We start from the raw sequence: 15982 nt of genomic DNA on the forward strand, positions 1-15982 counted from the left end.
CGGCCACCCCTGTTGCGCTTGCCGCCCATGTCGCTTTGCGCGCCATGGCGGGGGTGGCTGTCCTTGCGCTCGCCGTTCTGACGGGCGTGATCCTTGGCGAGACGCCGCTGCCCTGGTCGACGGTCTGGGCGGCCCTGGCGAATAATCTCTGGAATGCCGGGCTGCCGGTCGACCCGATCGATCAGGGCATCATCTGGGCCTATCGGGTGCCGCGCACCCTGGTTGCCGCCGGATGCGGCGCGGGGCTGGCGCTGGCAGGTGTGGTTTTGCAGGCGCTGGTCAGAAACGCGCTGTCCGATCCTTACCTGCTGGGTGTCTCGGCGGGGGCATCGACCGGCGCGGTGGCGGTGACGATTATGGGCGTCGGCGCCGGGGCCATCGGGATCTCGGGGGGGGCCTTTCTGGGGGCAGCTCTGGCCTTTGGCCTTGTCGCGGCCCTGGCCCGCGCGGCGGGTGGCGGGCCGGCGCAGATGGTGCTTGCCGGGATCGCCGGATCGCAGCTTTTCAACGCGCTGACCTCTTTCTTCATCGCGAAATCCGCCAATGCCGAACAGGCGCGCGGCATCATGTTCTGGCTTTTGGGCAATCTTTCCGGCGTGCGCTGGCCCGATGTCACACTGGCCTTACCGGTCGCGGTCGCCGGGTTTCTTGCCTGTCTCTGGCATGCGCGCGCGCTGGATGCGTTTTCCTTTGGCTCGGATGCCGCCTCATCGCTGGGGATCGCGGTGCGCCGCGTGCAGATCGTGCTGATCGGCGCGGTGACCCTGATGACCGCGACGATGGTAAGCCTTGTCGGCTCCATCGGCTTTGTCGGCCTGGTGATCCCGCATGCGGCGCGGTTCCTTGTCGGCCCGCGCCACGGGCGGCTGATCCCGGCGGCGGCCCTGACCGGGGCCGTGTTCCTGATCGCGGCCGATGTGGTCTCGCGCATGTTGATCCCGGGCCAGGTGGTGCCGATCGGTGTGGTCACCGCGCTGGTGGGCGCGCCCGGCTTCGCGCTGATCCTGATCCGGGGGAGGGTGCGCGGATGAAGATCGCGGCGCATGATCTTGGCTGGGCCGCGCGCGGGCGCCCGATTGTCGAAGGGATCACCCTGGAGGTTGCCAGTGGCGAGACGCTCGGGCTGATCGGGCCGAACGGGTCGGGGAAATCGACGCTGCTGAAGCTCTTTGCCGGGATCGCGGCGCGGGCGCGCGGCACGGTCAGCCTGGACGGCACGGCCCTGTCGCGCATGAACCGGCGCGATATCGCGCGGCGCATCGCCTTTGTTGAACAACAGGCCCAGACCGCCGAGGCGCTGAGCGTGCGTGACGCGGTGGAACTGGGCCGCACGCCCTGGCTCTCGCCGCTTGCGCCTTTTGGCGCGCAGGATGCCGCGATCTGCGCCGAGGCGCTGGCGCGTGTCGGCATGGCAGATATGGCCACGCGGTCCTGGACCACGCTTTCGGGCGGCGAGCGTCAGCGCGTCCATATCGCCCGGGCCCTCGCGCAGCGCCCGCAGGTCATGCTGCTGGACGAGCCGACCAACCATCTTGATATCCATCATCAGCTTTCGCTGTTGCGGCTGGTCTCGGATCTGCCGGTGACGGTGGTGATTGCGCTGCATGATCTGAACCAGGCGCTTGGCTGCGACCGGCTGGCGGTGCTGGAGGGGGGCAGGCTTGCCGCCCTTGGCCCGCCGCGCGAGGTGCTCAGCGCCGACCGCCTCGCCCGCATTTTCCGCGTCGGGGCCAGGACGCTGACCGACCCGACCGACGGTGTCACGCAATTCCGTTTCCACTGCCTTGAGGATCAGCCATGAAATCCGCTCTCGCCGCCCTTTTTCTGATGATCGCGACGCCCGCGCTGGCTGAAACGCATGAGGTAGAGATGTATAACCGGTCGGAAAACGGACCGATGATCTATGAGCCCTCCTATCTGAAGATCGCCCCTGGCGATTCAGTGCGCTTTATCCCGACCCAGCCGAGCCATAATGCCGCAACCATTGACGATATGATCCCCGAAGGCGCCACGCCGTTCAGATCGAAGATCAATGAGGATTTCACGGTCACCTTCGACGTGCCGGGCGCTTACGGGATCAAATGTTCGCCGCATGTGGCGATGGGGATGGTGATGCTGATCCATGTCGGCGATGTGGCGGAAACCGTATTGCCCGAGACCCTGCCGGCACGTGCACGTGAGCGGTTCGAGACGATCCTGTCCGGGATTGAGAAGTGATCAATCACGATCTCGCCGAAGTGATCCGTGACTACTGGTCGCGCCGCTCGGAAACCTTTGACCAGGCCTTCGGCCATGCGATAGCGCCAGGGGCCGAGGCCGCCGCCTGGGCGCAGCCGATGCGCGATCATCTGCCGCCCGCGCCGGCGCGGATCATGGAACTGGCCTGCGGCACCGGCGAGATGACGCGGCTGATCCATGATCTGGGTCATGAGGTCACGGCGCTGGATTTTTCCGAGGCGATGCTGGCGGTGGCGCGCGCGAAACATGCGGGCAAGACGCGGCTGCGCTTTGTGCTGGCCGATGCGCAGGTCACGATGGAGCCCGATGCCAGTCAGGACGCGATCCTGTGCCGGCATCTGGTCTGGACGCTGACCCGGCCGGAAGAGGCTTTCGCCGACTGGTTTCGGGTGCTGAAACCCGGCGGGAGGCTTCTGGTCTATGATGGTGACTGGGCACAGCCCGCGCGTTCGGGCCGCTGGCCGGCGCGGGTGCTGGCGCTTTGGGAACGATTCTCGCCCGATCCGTTTTATGACGGCGCGATGGGCGCGCGCCATGCCGCGATCATGGCGGGGCTGCCTTTCGGCACCGGTCTGCGCTTTGAACTGCTGGTGCCGTTGCTGGAAAAGGCGGGGTTCACCGCCATCACGCGCCATTCGCATGAGCCGATTGCCAGGGCGCAACGGCGGGTCAACGGGCTGCGCAACCGGCTCAGGACCCGGGTTTATGACCGCTTTATCCTGACGGCGCAAAAGCCCGGCTGAGAGCGGTGGGGTCAGCCCTGGGGGTAAAGCCGTTCCGACCGGTCGAGATGCTTTTGCATGCGCTCTGCCGCGAGATCGGGGTCCTGGGCCGCGAGCGCATCGGTGATCGCCTCATGTTCCGCAAGCGTCACCGTCTCATGCCCCGACCAGTGCAGAAGCGTGTCGTGATGTTTGAAGAGCCAGCCCAGCATCGCATGCGACAGCGCCGTGATCACCGGATTGCCGAGGATCGCGGCCAGCGCCGTGTGAAAATCGATATCGGCGCGCATGAAGGCCGCCGTATCGCCAAGCGCCGCGCGCTGCAGGCCGACCAGCCCGCGCAGCCGCGCCACATCGGCAGGCGTCGCTTTGGTGGCGGTCATCCGGGCCAGCCCGGTCTCGAACAGCTTTCGCGCATCGCGCAGATGGCCGAGATTGCCCGGCTCTGCTGCGATCAGAAGGCTCGCGATATCATTGATCTGATGCAGCGCCAGATCCGGGTTCAGCGGATTGACGCGGCTGCGTTCGCCATGGGAAATCGTGATCAGCCCCTGGGTGTGGAGCTGCTGCAAAGCCTCGCGCACGGCGGGGCGGCCGACTCCCATCCGCGCCATCATCTCGCGCTCGGAGGGCAGGGCGTCGCCGGGGCGCAACTGACCCGAGGCGATCATGGCACGCAGTTGTTCGACCACCGAATCCGACAGCTTGCGCCGTGCGACCGGCGCGAGAGAAAGATCGGAAGAGCGGGGTTCTGGCTTCATGGCGGCCCTTATGTGGCGCTTTGGCGGAGGAATGGTCCGGCGCAGTGGACTGATGATATAATGACCTGGGCGGCAGGGAAAGCGCGGCCTCGTCCGGGGCCTGCAAAACGTCCGTGGCCTGCAAAACGGATGACAAAACCCGCTGACCGGTGCATGTAAGAAGCTGTTTCGAGGCGCGAGCCAGAGCGGAGAACAGCAGAATGAAGATCGCCGTCGCCGGGCTTGGCTATGTCGGATTGTCCAACGCCGTTTTGCTGGCGCGCCATCATGATGTCACAGCAGTCGATATCTCGGCCAGGCGGGTGGATCTGGTCAATGCGGGACATTCGCCCATCGCAGACAGCGATATCGAGGCGGCGCTGGCGGCAGGCGGGCTGCGGCTGAGTGCCACGGTCGATGCGTCGGCGGCCTGGGCAGATGCGGAATTTATCATCATCGCCACGCCGACCAATTACGATCCGGACACCAACTCTTTCGACACGTCGAGCGTCGAAGCGGTGATCGCGGATGTGATCCGCGTCAATCCCCTCGCAACCATCGTGGTCAAATCCACCGTGCCGGTCGGGTTCGTTGCCCGGATCCGCGCCGAATTGCACACAGAGCAGGTGATCTTCAGCCCGGAATTCCTGCGGGAGGGCCGTGCGCTTTACGACAATCTCCACCCTTCGCGGATCATCGTCGGCGAACGCTCGGACCGTGCCCGCCGCTTTGCCGGCCTGCTGCTGGAAGGCGCGGTCAGCAAGGATGTCGAGCTTCAGTTCACCGATCCGTCCGAGGCCGAGGCGATCAAGCTTTTCGCCAATACTTTCCTCGCGATGCGGGTCGCCTTTTTCAACGAGCTCGACAGCTATGCGCTGTCGCGCGATATGGACAGCCGCCAGATCATCGATGGCGTCTGCCTCGATCCGCGGATCGGCGCGCATTACAACAACCCCTCCTTCGGCTATGGCGGCTATTGCCTGCCGAAAGACACCAAACAGCTTCTGGCCAATTATTCCGAGGTGCCGCAGAATCTGATCGCGGCGATTGTCGATGCCAACCGCACCCGGAAGGATTACCTCGCGGACCGGATCATTGCGCTGAAACCGCAGGTGGTGGGCGTCTACCGGCTGGTGATGAAAGCGGGCTCTGACAATTTCCGCCAGAGCTCGATCCAGGGCATCATGAAACGGATCAAGGCGAAGGGGATCCGCGTCGTGGTCTTCGAGCCGGCACTGGAAGAGGCCGAGTTTTTCGGATCGAAAGTCGAACGCGATCTTGCGGCGTTCAAGGCGGGATCGGATCTGATCCTCGCAAACCGCCGGACGCCCGAACTCGGGGATGTCGGCGACAAGGTTTTTACCCGCGATCTTTTCGGCGCGGATTGAGGGCGGCGGGCATCGAAAAAGTGCCGGTGATGTCCCGCCACGGTCACCGGAATGCCGCGATCCTTTGCAATCTGTTGGTCAGCGTGGCGAAATGCGCCCCCAGTAAGCCCAGACAGAATGCCGGATATGCCAGGAAGAAAGGTCAATATGGCCCAGACAGATCAGAAGATAGCGCCGGTCCTGCTGTGCGGCGGTTCGGGGACGCGGCTCTGGCCCCTGTCGCGCAAGAGCTATCCCAAGCAATTCGCGCTGGAAAGCGGCGGGATGACCCTGTTTCAGGCCTCGGCCGCGCGGCTTTCGGGCGAGGGGAACGGGCTTTGCTTTACGGCGCCCCTGATCGTCACCGGCAGCGATTTCCGGTTTATCGTCACCGAGCAGCTGGCGGCGATCGGCACCGATCCGGGCCCGATCCTGATCGAGCCTGCGGCCCGCAACACTGCGCCTGCGGTGCTGGCCGCCGCGCTTTATCTGCATCAGAACGATCCCGAAGCGGTGGCGCTGGTCGCGCCTTCGGATCATGCGATCCCCGACAGCGCCGCCTTCCGCGCGGCTGTCGCACGCGGGATGGAGGCGCTTTCCCGGGGCCAGATCGTGACCTTCGGCATCACCCCGGACCGGGCCGAAACCGGCTATGGCTGGCTCGAACTGGCGACGGCATCAGAGGCGGGCGAGGCGGTGAAGCTCGGTCGTTTCGTCGAAAAGCCGGATGCTGCGCGCGCAACCACCATGTTAGAGGCGGGAAATTTCCTGTGGAATGCGGGGATCTTCCTGTTCCGCACTGCTGACCTGATCGCGGCCTATGAGAGTTTCGCCCCCGCGATGACGCTTGCCGTGCGCGAGGCGCTTGCGGGCGGCGTCAGCGATCTGGGCTTCCTGCGGCTCGCGGCGGCGCCCTGGGCGCAGATCGAGGATGTCTCGATTGACTATGCGGTGATGGAAAAGGCGGCGAATCTTTCCGTGGTGCCGTTCTCGGGCAGCTGGTCGGATCTTGGCGGCTGGGATGCGGTCTGGCGCGATGGCGGCCCGGATGCCGAGGGCAATGTGCTTGGCGGTCATTCAACTGCGATTGACTGCCGCAACACGCTTTTGCGCTCGGAATCCGATGCGGTCGAGCTGGTCGGGATTGGGCTGGACGGGCTGATCGCGGTGGCGATGCCCGACGCAGTGCTGGTCGCACGCGCCGACCGGGCGCAGGATGTGAAAAAGGCGGTGGCGGCGCTCAAGGCCAAGGGCGCGCGTCAGGCCGAGACGCTGCCGCGTGATTTCCGGCCCTGGGGCTGGTATGAGAGCCTCGTGGTCGGCGACCGGTTCCAGGTCAAGCGCATCCATGTCCATCCGGGCGCCGCGCTCTCGCTGCAATCGCATTTCCATCGGTCAGAGCATTGGATCGTGGTCGAGGGCACTGCGCGTGTCACCGTCGATGACGAGGTGACGCTGCTGACGGAGAACCAGTCGGTCTATGTGCCGCTCGGCTCGATCCACCGGATGGAGAACCCGGGCAAGGTGCCGATGGTGCTTATCGAAGTTCAGACCGGCAGCTATCTGGGCGAGGATGACATCATCCGCTACGAGGATGTCTATGCGCGGGGCCAGGGCGCGAAGGGCTGAGGACAGAAGTAAATCCGGACAGGTGCGGGTTCCGCTGCCTGCCCGGGCCAGGTCGGGCGGATCGCCCTCATCCTGCCTGCGGCAGCGGGGCGGCGCCTGACATCAGTGTTGCGGTGCGCTGCTTTCGCCAAAGCCATGCATACGCCGCGACCATTGCATGGCCACCATAAAGCCCTTGGTCGAAGGCAATATCACCAGCGCCAGGGGAATCACCGTCAGCGTCACGATCAGGCCGACAATGCCGGGCGTCAGGTCGGTATAGCTGAACAGACCATGGATCATGAACCCGGCGATATGGCAGATGATCAGCATGGTGATATAGGCCGGGCCGTCATCGGCCCTTTGATGCCAGAGTTCCTCGCCACAGGACGGGCATTGCCGTACCACCTTGAGATATGACGAGAAAATCGAGCCCTCACCGCAGGCCGGGCAGCGGCATATCAGGCCACGGCGGATCGCCTGTTTCAGCGGGCGTTCAGGAAGGTCTGCGGCGGAATGCGACGTATCGGTCATGCTGTCCTCGGGTCACGTAAGCCTGCGGGCGCTGCTGTTGGCCCGTTGCCAATGATGTAGGACAGTTTCATCATAAAGACAAGATCCCCGCAGTGTATGGGTCTGCGACGGAATGACCCATATACTCAGCCGGGATTGTGCGGATCGCGGCCCTTTGAGAGCCGGTGATAAGTGTCACGATGTCTGGTTTCCATCCTGAGATGGAAGAGCGAACTGCGCGCGGGGGCGGGGGCAGGGCGCCTGGCGCCGGGATGGCGCCGCCAGGCGCGCCAGAGGCGGCGCAAAAGCTCAGACACGCTGGCTCCAGAGCTGGCCATAGCGCTCCATCTCCCGATGTAAAAGGGCGCCGTGGCGGTCATACCAGTCGGTCACCGAGGTGAATTCACGAATATGCGCCTTGCCGCCGGATATTTCGACCACCGGCCAGTGTCCGACCAGGGCATTGGAAATGCCGAACAGGTCATCACCCCACCAGCGCGCGGGGCCGAAGACATGACGCAGTCCCCGACCCGATTTCATCGCCGCCAGCACAGCATCCGGCGCGGTGCTGTCGGCGGCCTCGGCCGCCGCCTTCCACAGATCCAGGATCGCGGCATATTGCCAGGAGACCGAACTCCACTGGCCCGGAAAGCGCGCCTCATATTCGGCATGAAACCGCGCCGGTTCGCGAAAGTTCACCTCGGGGGCGGCAAGGGCGGGGTCGTCGAAATCGGGGAACTGAAAGATCGCGCCTTCGAGGAAGTCCGGCGAGGTATGGGCGATGATGCGGTCGTGGAAATCCAGCGTGCAGGAGAGGATCTGGCCGCGAAACCCCTGGCGGTAAAGCTGTTCGCAGATCGGCAGGGTATAGTCGGGGTAACAGGTGTCGAGGCAGACGATCTCGGGCCCGCCCGACAGCATCCGTCGCACCAGCGGCTCAAAATCGCTGGTGGCAGGGTCGAAAAAGAACGGCTCATCGGTCATGCGGATCCCGGCGGCGGCAAAGGCGGCCAGGTATGTTGCGATCGAGGGCAGGCCGAACACATCATCCTGGGCGCAGATCGCGGCGGAGCGGAGCCCGGGGCGGTTCCGCGCCAGCCAGTCGACACCAGTGACATTATAGATCGGGTGGACCTCGGCCGGGGCGATGAGTGTCGTGGTCTCGGGGCTGAGATCAGAGGGCAGCAGGGTCGAGGCGAGCATCCCCGTCTCCTGCACCAGGGGCGCCGCCCCGGGCCAGGTGTCGCCTCCCAGCATCATGAGAAAGCTGACGCCATCGCGCCGGATCAGCTTTTGCGCGCCGACCCTCGCACGGGCCGGGTCATATTCATCATCGAAAGCCAGAATCTCGACCGGCAGCTGGCGCCCGCCAATGCGGATCCCGCCCGCCGCGTTGATCCATTCTGCCCAGAGCCGGCTGCCGTCCAGACCCGGTTGCCCCCAGGCGGCGACCGGGCCGCTCAGGGGGCCGAGAAAGCCGATCCGCACCCGGTCTTCCGCGGCCCCGGCGGCGCGCGGCCAGAGCCCTGCCGTCAGCGCGCTGACCGTAGCGCCCAGGGTTGCGGTGAGGATGTTGCGGCGGTTCGCGCCGCCAGGGCGGGGGCTTTTCAGCATGGCTGTCCGTTTCGGGGCTGCCAGCATCAGGGCAAAGGCCCGGTCTCAAGTCAAGTAATTTCACGCTCAGGAAACTGGGTGCCGGTTGTGCTGCGGAAATACCGGGCGGGGCCTAGTCCGGCTCTGACGAAAACACCGGCGCGAAATCGGCAGGGGCGAGGGTCGCATCGGCATCATAGCTGCGGATTGTCTCTGGCGTCACGGTGACGATGGCCGGGCCGGCATGGCGGATGTCAAGCTTGCCCTCAATCGCGCGGACCGCCATTTCCACCGCCAGCCGCCCCTGCAGAACCGGGAAATCGGAAGGGGCCGCCAGGATCTTGCCGCGCAGGATGCCGCGATGCACGGCATGGGTCATGTAATCCGAGACGATGCCGATATCGTCGCGCCCGCGCGCGCGCAGGATCGACACCGCCGCCTCGGCCATCGGGCCGGAGCCGACGAGGTAATCGGGCCAGGGCGCCGCCTCCAGCACATCCTCGATCAGAAGCACCTGTTCTTCGCGTCCGGTATCACCATGCCGCACCGTCGTGATCCGGGCGGAACTGCCCGCAAGCGCGGCCCGGAACCCCTCATCGACGAAACGCACCCAGCCCGCGCCTTCCGGCCCGGGAAACCAGGCGACCGAGACCGGTGCACTGCCTTTCGGGTGCCGCCTTGCCAGCGCGAGACCGGCGGCGGCGCCCATCTCGCGCCAAGGCACAGAGGCCTTGGCGCTGATGCCTTCGGGCGCGATATCATTTACCGCAGCGATCACCGGCATGGTCCGGGCGATCCGGGTCAGCGCCGGCGTCATCCCGTCGTAAGACACTGTGCCGATGATCAGCGCATCGGCCCCGGCGGCCACGCAGGCCTCGGCCTGTTCGATCTGGCGCGCGAGATTTGGATAGCCGCCGGCCTCATAGAGCGTGAAGCCGACACCGAGGCGCCGTGCCTCTTCTGCCATGCCGTGATTGACGCTGAGCCAGTAGGAATCCTTGAGATGCGGGTAGAGGATGCAAAGCTGCCAGGGCTGAGCGGCGTGATCCAGCGGCTGATAGCTGAGCGGATGGGTCGGGCTCGCGTCATCCATCGGGCGGTCATGGACCAGCAGGGACCAGGGTGCCCCGGTCGGCTCGGCGCGCAGCGCGCCGAACAACCCGCTAAGGGCAAAAATCACGCCTGTCACGGCAATGAGGGCGGCGGTCGGACGGGTCATATGCATTTTTCGGATGGCCTCGCGGCGGTTACGTGCCAGTTTCGGCGCAAATCCCAGGCAGGGAAAGAGGCGATTCAGGTGATGCAGGGCGATCTGGCGACAGGCGGGGGCAAAGGGGGCAGGGGGCTGGGCTCCCGGCTTCTGATGGCCTTTCTGGTCATCACCGGCCTGCCGCTGGCGGCGGCGCTGATCGGCTGGCTCGAACTCAGCGGCACGATCCGCGCCCAGGAAGAGGCCAGCGAGCGCACGATTCCCGCTTTGGCCGGGCTGCGCGGCTTTGCCGAATCCAGTGCCCGTATCGTGGCGCTGGCCCCGGAACTGGCCTTGGTGCAGACCGAGGCCGAGCGGCGCGAGCGTACTGCCTGGCTTTTTGATCAGGCGGATGTGCTGAACAGGCGGCTGGCGCCCTATCGGAACAGCGACCGCGAAGCGATCGCCGGGCTTGAGATCGCGATCCGCGATCTGCGCGGCGCGATTGGCGTGCTCGATCTGGTGGTGCAACGCCGCATTCTCGCGCGGCTTACCCTGCGCCAGCATATCGGCGAGGGCATCGCCGCCGCCGCCGAGCTTGGCGGCATTGCCGATACGATGGTCGCCAATGCCGAAGCCGCCGCATCGGCGACGATTTCCAGCCTTTACGAGATCGGCCCCGCCGGCGGAGAGGCGGGGTTTGCCGCCCTCGACAAGCTGATCGAGGTCGATCTGTTCCAGCTGAGCCTGATGTTCGAGATGCGCGCCCATGCCTCTGAACTGGGGCTCTTGCTCAACCGCCTCGCCACCGTGCCGGACCGGCCCTCAGGCGCGACCGAAGAGCTTGCGGGGCTGCGCCGGGTGATGGAGGAACGCCTCGCCATCGTTTCGCGCCGGGTGCAGACGATTGCCGATCCGGTACGGGCGAACCGGGCGCTGGCGCTTTTGACGGTGATCCGCGCCGGGGCGCCGCGCACGCCTGGCGCCAGGGCGCGCGGCGCCCCGGATATACTGGATGCGACCGCTGCGGTCCTGACGCTGGAGGGCCGCATCGCCTCGGCCGGGGATAGTGTGATCGAGGCAGTGGGGCGGATCGACAAGAGCACCGGGGTGCTGGCGGCCTCGGTAAGCGCGCGGGCGACCGAGGCCGGGACGGGCGTCCTGTCGGCGATCCGCTATGCGCAAAGCCTGCAGGCCTGGGGGGCGGTGACGGCGCTGATCATCTCGCTTGCGGTGTTCTGGTTCTATGTGCGCGGCAATATCTCGCGCCGGCTCGACCGGTTGTCTTTGTCGATGACGCGGCTGGCGGGGGGTGCAATCGGCGAGGAAATCCGGCCCCGGGGCCAGGATGAGATTGCGGCGATGGAACGCGCGGTGGCGGTGTTCCGCGCCCAGGCGATCCATAATGACGCGCTGGAGGAGGAGCGTGCGCGCCACCTCGATGAATTGCACCGGCACCGGAGTGAATTGCGCGACCTCGTTGACGAGCGGACCCATGCCCTGCGCGAAGAGGTCGCGGCGCATGAAATCGCCCGGGAAAAGGCAGAAGCGGCGGATCGCGCGAAATCGGAATTCCTCGCGATGATGAGCCACGAGATCCGCACGCCGATGAACGGGATGCAGGGGATGATCCGCTCGCTGCCGCGCGACGGGCTGACGCCGCAGCAGCTTGACCAGCTTTCGGCGCTGGAGCTGTCGGGCGAGCGGATGATGGGGATCCTCGGCGATATTCTCGATTTCATCCGGCCAGACCGCGATGAGGCGCGGGCGGCCAGCGCCGGTTTCTCGCTGCCGGATCTGGTTGCCGATGCGGAATGGCTGCTCAGGCCGGTGGCCGGGGAAAAGGGGCTCGCGCTGCAGATCACCCTGGCGCCGGATCTGCCCGGCCATGTGACCGGGGATCGCGGGCGGCTGCGGCAGATCCTTGTGAACCTTCTCTCAAATGCGATCCGATATACGCCCGGGGGCCAAGTGGCGCTGGCCGTGACCGCGACCCCGGCGGGGCCTGGCCGGGTGACTTTGCGCTTTCGGGTCAGCGATACCGGCCCCGGCATCGCGCCTGAGGCCCGCGAACGGATTTTCGAGCCGTTCGAGCGTGGCGAGGCACCCGCTGCGCGGCAATTCGGCGGCACCGGACTTGGGCTCGCGATCTGCCGGCGCTTTGCCGCGCAGATGGGCGGGCGGCTCTGGCTGGAAGAGGCGGCCCCGCCCGGCGCGATTTTTATGCTGGAACTGGAGTTGCCGGTCGCCGCAGCGCCCGCGCCCGCGCCTGTGATGGCCCCGGTCGATCTGCGGCCGCTGTCGCTGCTGGTGGTCGAGGATCACCCGATCAACCGCATGGTGGTGGCGGCGATCCTTACGCCGCTCGGGCATCGGTTGCAGATGGCCGAAACCGGGCTGGCGGCGGTCGATCTGGCGGCGGCGGGCGATTATGACGCCGTGCTGATGGATGTCGATCTGCCCGACATCTCCGGCACCGAGGCGCTCAGGCGCATTCGCGCGCTGCCTGATCCTGCCCGGGCTGACGTGCCGGTGATCGGGATCTCGGCCCATATCGCGGGCCGCGAAACCGAGGCGAGCCTTGAGGCCGGCATGGCGCTGATGCTGGCGAAACCGCTTTCCCCGCAGCGGCTTATGGCGGCGCTGGCGGATGTTTGTCGCCAGGGTGATCCGGTTTTGCAGGGCGCGCTGGCCGATCTGCCGCCCGATGTGGTGTCCGAACTGGCGGGGCTGTTTCTCAGCCGGCTTGACCTTGCGCTGCCCCTGATCCGCGCGGCAGCGGCGCGCGGCGATATGGCCACGCTCGCGCGGGAGGCGCATCAGCTGGCGGGCGCTGCGGCGAATTTCGATCTCGCCTCCCTGACCGGCTGCCTTCAGGAGACCGAGCGTGCCGCGCGGGCGGGCGGAGACCCGGGCCCGGCGCTGGAGCGGCTTGGCGCGCTGGTGGCCCGGGCGAAAACCGCGATGCGGGCGGATCTGGCGGCCTTGTCGGCTCAGTCCAGCGCGGCGGTGAACAAATAGCCTTCACCATGCGCGGTGGCGAGGATGCGGGGGCTGCGCGGGTCATCGCCAAGCTTGACCCGCAGCCTTTGCACCAGCACATCGACGCTGCGGATATTCACCCCGCTGCGGCGGGGCGAGATGGCCGATGCCAGCCGGTCGCGGTCCAGCACAAGGCCCGGAGCGGTGACGAAAACCCTGAGGAGTTCATATTCCGCGCGGGTCAGGGGGATCACGACCCCCTCTGGCCCGGTCAGCGCACGCGTCGCAAGGTCAAAGGTAAAGCCTTCAAACCGCAGCGATTTTCGCTCCAGCAGCCGCAGCGCCTGGGTGCGGCGTAGAAGGTTCTTGATCCGTGCCAGCAGCTCGCGCCGGTTGAAGGGCTTGCAGACATAATCATCGGCGCCAAGTTCCAGCCCGATGATACGGTCGACCTCGTCGGTGCGGCCCGAGATCAGGATGATGCCGATCTCTGAGCGCGCGCGCAGATCCCGGGTGATCTCCAGGCCGTCGCGACCCGAGAGGTTGATATCGACCAGCAGGAGATCGGGCGTGTCGCTCGCGAGCAGATATTCCGCCTCCTCGGCGGTATCGCATTCCGAGATCCGGTAGCCGAATCCCTCGAGATAGCTGGCCAGCGTTTTGCGGGTGACCGGCTCGTCCTCGACGATCAGGATATGCGCGGGCCGCGGACGCGGGCCTTGTGACGCAGATCGGGGGCTGGCGGTCATCTCGATCCTGGCCGGAATAGGGGATAGTTCTTTCTGTTAACAATCTTTCACAATTTAATCCAGCCTGTTCATCCTAAAGGGCTGACCCGGTAACAACCTCTGGCTAGCCTGAGGATCAGGAGAGGCCGAACCTCCCGACCACAGCCGCAGCGGGAAAACCCGCGCGGGCCTCACAACAGGGAAAAACCAGATGACCAGAACCAGCCGCCTGTCGCGGTCGGCAAGGCTTGCCCTTGCACCGATCTTTGTCGCCGCCAGCCTTGCAGGCGCGGCACAAGCCGAGGATTCCTCAGACCCGATCACCATTCCGATCCATAACTGGTCCAGCCAGATCGTCATGAGCCATGCCGTTGGCCAGATCTTCGAAGGCATGGGCAATTCCGTCGAATATGTCTCGACCGACAGCCAGGCGGTCTATGAAGCGATCCGGCTGGGCGATGCCGCGCTGGAGGTCGAGGTCTGGGAGGGCGCGTTCGGCGCCTCTTTCGATGCGGCGGTGGCGAAGGGTGGCATCCACGAGGCCGGCAACCACAATGCGGTAACGCGCGAAGACTGGTGGTATCCGCTCTGGACCAAAGAGGCCTGCCCGGGCCTGCCCGACTGGGAGGCGCTGAATGCCTGCGCCAGCGCCTTTGCTACGCCCGAAACCGGCGAGAAGGGGCGGTTTCTGGGTGGACCGGTCGACTGGCTGAAGCATGACGCGGAAAAGGTCAATGCGCTGTCGATGAATTTCACCGTGGTCAATGCCGGCTCGGCGGCGGCGCTCTGGGCGGAACTTGCGGCGGCGGAAAAGGACAAGACGCCGATCGTGCTCTTCAACTGGACCCCGAATTTCGCCGAAGCCGTCTGGCCGGGCGAATTCGTCGAATTCCCGAAATGGGAACCGGGCTGTGACACCGATCCTGCGGTCGGGCTGCATGCCGATAAGGTCTATGATTGCGGCAACCCCGCAGACGGCTATCTGAAGATCGCCGCCTGGGATGGGATGCCCGAAAAATGGCCGGCCGCCTATGCCGTCTTGCAAAAGATCAGCTTCACCAATCCGCAAATCGCGGAAATGGCCAAGCTGGTCGATGTCGACGGGATGGAGCCGGAAGATGCGGCGGCCGCATGGCTGAGCGCGAACGAGGCCATCTGGAAACCCTGGCTGGAATAAGCCCACAGGCTTTGTGACCCAAGGATAGCCTCTCAGGCCCGCCCCCGTTCTGGCGTTCAGGGGCGGGCTGCCTCAGCCCGGAGACCCGTATGACCGATATCCCGCCCCGCCCCGCCCCTGTCATCTCCTGCCGCAATGTCTGGAAAGTGTTCGGACCCCGCCCCGAGGCCGCGCTGGCGGCGTTGCGCGCTGATCCGGGCGCGCGCCCCGAAGGGCATGTGACGGCGGTGCATGATGTCTCCCTCGATATCATGCCTGGCGAGATGCTGGTGGTGATGGGGTTGTCGGGGTCCGGGAAGTCGACACTGGTCCGGTGCCTGTCGCGCCTCAATGAGATCACGGCGGGTGAGATCCTGATCGAGGGCCAGGATATCGGCAAGCTGAACGAGGCGGCGCTGATCGACCTCAGGCGCCGCAAGATGGGCATGGTGTTCCAGAGCTTTGGTCTGCTGCCGAACCGCAATGCGCTGGAAAACGTGGCATTTCCGTTAGAGATGCGCGGCCAGCCCCGGGCGGCGCGGATCGAGCGCGCCCGCGAAATGCTGGCGCTGGTGGGCCTTAAGGGCCGCGAGGGCTATTTCCCGCGCGAGCTGTCCGGGGGCCAGCAGCAGCGGGTCGGTATCGCACGCTCGCTCGCGGTCGAGCCGGATATCTGGTTCCTCGACGAGCCGTTTTCGGCGCTTGATCCACTGATCCGGCGCGAGATGCAGGATGAGTTCCTGCGGCTCAAGGGGATGCTGAAAAAGACCATCATCTTCATCACCCATGACTTCGACGAGGCGCTGCGCCTTGCCGACCGTATCGCGATCATGAAGGACGGGCGGGTCGAGCAGATCGACACGCCGGGCCGGATCGTGCTGCAACCCGCGACAGATTATGTCGCGCGCTTTACCGCCGAGATCGACCGCGCGCGGGTTTTGCATGTCTCGGGCCTTGCCGGCCCGGTGGCGGGCCGCGCCATCGAGGGGCCGGCGCTGCCCGGAGGCCAGACGCTGCGCGACCTCGCGCGCCGGCTGGTCAATGACAGCCGCGACTGGATCCCGGTGGCGGATGGCACCGGCCGTGTCACCGGTATGCTGGAGCGCCGCCACGCCCTTGATATCTTGCTGGGCGAAGCGGCATGAG

General features: G+C 65.8%; 15 protein-coding genes. 9 read left to right on the top strand and 6 right to left on the bottom strand.

Annotated elements, in window-relative coordinates; translation table 11 throughout:
* Nucleotides 1–44 precede the first annotated feature (44 nt).
* From JC607_RS00795 to JC607_RS00810, 4 genes are read left to right on the top strand one after another with little or no spacing between them, the layout of a single operon-like run.
* Complete coding sequence (locus JC607_RS00795; RefSeq protein WP_370584723.1) at nucleotides 45–1031, top strand: FecCD family ABC transporter permease; 987 nt, start codon at nucleotides 45–47, stop codon at nucleotides 1029–1031.
* On the top strand, nucleotides 1028–1801 hold the full coding sequence (locus JC607_RS00800; RefSeq protein ID WP_198835031.1) for an ABC transporter ATP-binding protein: 774 nt from the start codon (nucleotides 1028–1030) through the stop codon (nucleotides 1799–1801). The genes JC607_RS00795 and JC607_RS00800 overlap by 4 nt, the downstream gene beginning before the upstream one ends.
* Nucleotides 1798–2217 carry a pseudoazurin gene (locus JC607_RS00805; protein WP_198835032.1) on the top strand — a complete coding sequence of 140 codons (420 nt, stop codon included), beginning with the start codon at nucleotides 1798–1800 and terminating at the stop codon, nucleotides 2215–2217. The genes JC607_RS00800 and JC607_RS00805 overlap by 4 nt, the downstream gene beginning before the upstream one ends.
* Nucleotides 2214–2981 (top strand): class I SAM-dependent methyltransferase, encoded by a 768-nt coding sequence (locus JC607_RS00810; protein ID WP_198835033.1) that lies wholly within the window; start codon nucleotides 2214–2216, stop codon nucleotides 2979–2981. Before JC607_RS00805 ends, JC607_RS00810 begins: the two co-directional genes overlap by 4 nt.
* 11 nt (nucleotides 2982–2992) lie before the next feature.
* Here JC607_RS00810 and nanR read toward each other — a convergent pair whose 3' ends face one another.
* Nucleotides 2993–3721, bottom strand: coding sequence for a transcriptional regulator NanR (nanR, locus tag JC607_RS00815; protein WP_198835034.1), 729 nt, complete (start codon nucleotides 3719–3721; stop codon nucleotides 2993–2995).
* A gap of 200 nt (nucleotides 3722–3921) precedes the next feature.
* Here nanR and JC607_RS00820 point away from each other — a divergent pair, with 200 nt between their 5' ends.
* Nucleotides 3922–5088: a nucleotide sugar dehydrogenase gene (locus JC607_RS00820; protein WP_198835035.1), complete on the top strand. Its 1167-nt coding sequence runs from the start codon at nucleotides 3922–3924 to the stop codon at nucleotides 5086–5088.
* Nucleotides 5089–5235: 147 nt separating this feature from the next.
* Nucleotides 5236–6696, top strand: coding sequence for a mannose-1-phosphate guanylyltransferase/mannose-6-phosphate isomerase (locus JC607_RS00825; RefSeq protein ID WP_198835036.1), 1461 nt, complete (start codon nucleotides 5236–5238; stop codon nucleotides 6694–6696).
* 102 nt (nucleotides 6697–6798) lie between these two features.
* On the opposite strand, the gene JC607_RS00830 is transcribed toward JC607_RS00825, so the two are convergent.
* From JC607_RS00830 to torT, 4 genes are all read right to left on the bottom strand, one after another.
* Complete coding sequence (locus JC607_RS00830) at nucleotides 6799–7209, bottom strand: DUF983 domain-containing protein (protein ID WP_198835037.1); 411 nt, start codon at nucleotides 7207–7209, stop codon at nucleotides 6799–6801.
* Nucleotides 7210–7334: 125 nt separating this feature from the next.
* Entirely contained in the window at nucleotides 7335–7526 is a 192-nt protein-coding gene (locus JC607_RS00835; RefSeq protein WP_198835038.1) for a hypothetical protein, read from the bottom strand.
* Nucleotides 7498–8802 carry an ABC transporter substrate-binding protein gene (locus JC607_RS00840; RefSeq protein ID WP_198835039.1) on the bottom strand — a complete coding sequence of 435 codons (1305 nt, stop codon included), beginning with the start codon at nucleotides 8800–8802 and terminating at the stop codon, nucleotides 7498–7500. The genes JC607_RS00835 and JC607_RS00840 overlap by 29 nt, the downstream gene beginning before the upstream one ends.
* Nucleotides 8803–8914: 112 nt before the next feature.
* Nucleotides 8915–10000 (bottom strand): TMAO reductase system periplasmic protein TorT, encoded by a 1086-nt coding sequence (gene torT, locus JC607_RS00845; protein ID WP_233092512.1) that lies wholly within the window; start codon nucleotides 9998–10000, stop codon nucleotides 8915–8917.
* On the opposite strand from torT, the gene JC607_RS00850 reads away from it, so the two are divergent.
* On the top strand, nucleotides 10001–12991 hold the full coding sequence (locus JC607_RS00850; protein ID WP_198835040.1) for an ATP-binding protein: 2991 nt from the start codon (nucleotides 10001–10003) through the stop codon (nucleotides 12989–12991).
* Here JC607_RS00850 and JC607_RS00855 read toward each other — a convergent pair.
* On the bottom strand, nucleotides 12964–13701 hold the full coding sequence (locus JC607_RS00855) for a response regulator (protein ID WP_198835041.1): 738 nt from the start codon (nucleotides 13699–13701) through the stop codon (nucleotides 12964–12966). The genes JC607_RS00850 and JC607_RS00855 overlap by 28 nt on opposite strands.
* Before the next feature lie 190 nt (nucleotides 13702–13891).
* Here JC607_RS00855 and JC607_RS00860 point away from each other — a divergent pair, with 190 nt between their 5' ends.
* Nucleotides 13892–14857, top strand: a complete 966-nt coding sequence (locus tag JC607_RS00860; protein WP_198835042.1) for an ABC transporter substrate-binding protein — start codon at nucleotides 13892–13894, stop codon at nucleotides 14855–14857.
* 89 nt (nucleotides 14858–14946) lie between these two features.
* Entirely contained in the window at nucleotides 14947–15981 is a 1035-nt protein-coding gene (locus JC607_RS00865) for a glycine betaine/L-proline ABC transporter ATP-binding protein (RefSeq protein ID WP_198835043.1), read from the top strand.
* Nucleotide 15982: the final 1 nt, after the last annotated feature.

It is taken from the genome of Paracoccus sp. IB05 (assembly GCF_016405985.1).
Lineage (GTDB): Bacteria > Pseudomonadota > Alphaproteobacteria > Rhodobacterales > Rhodobacteraceae > Pseudogemmobacter.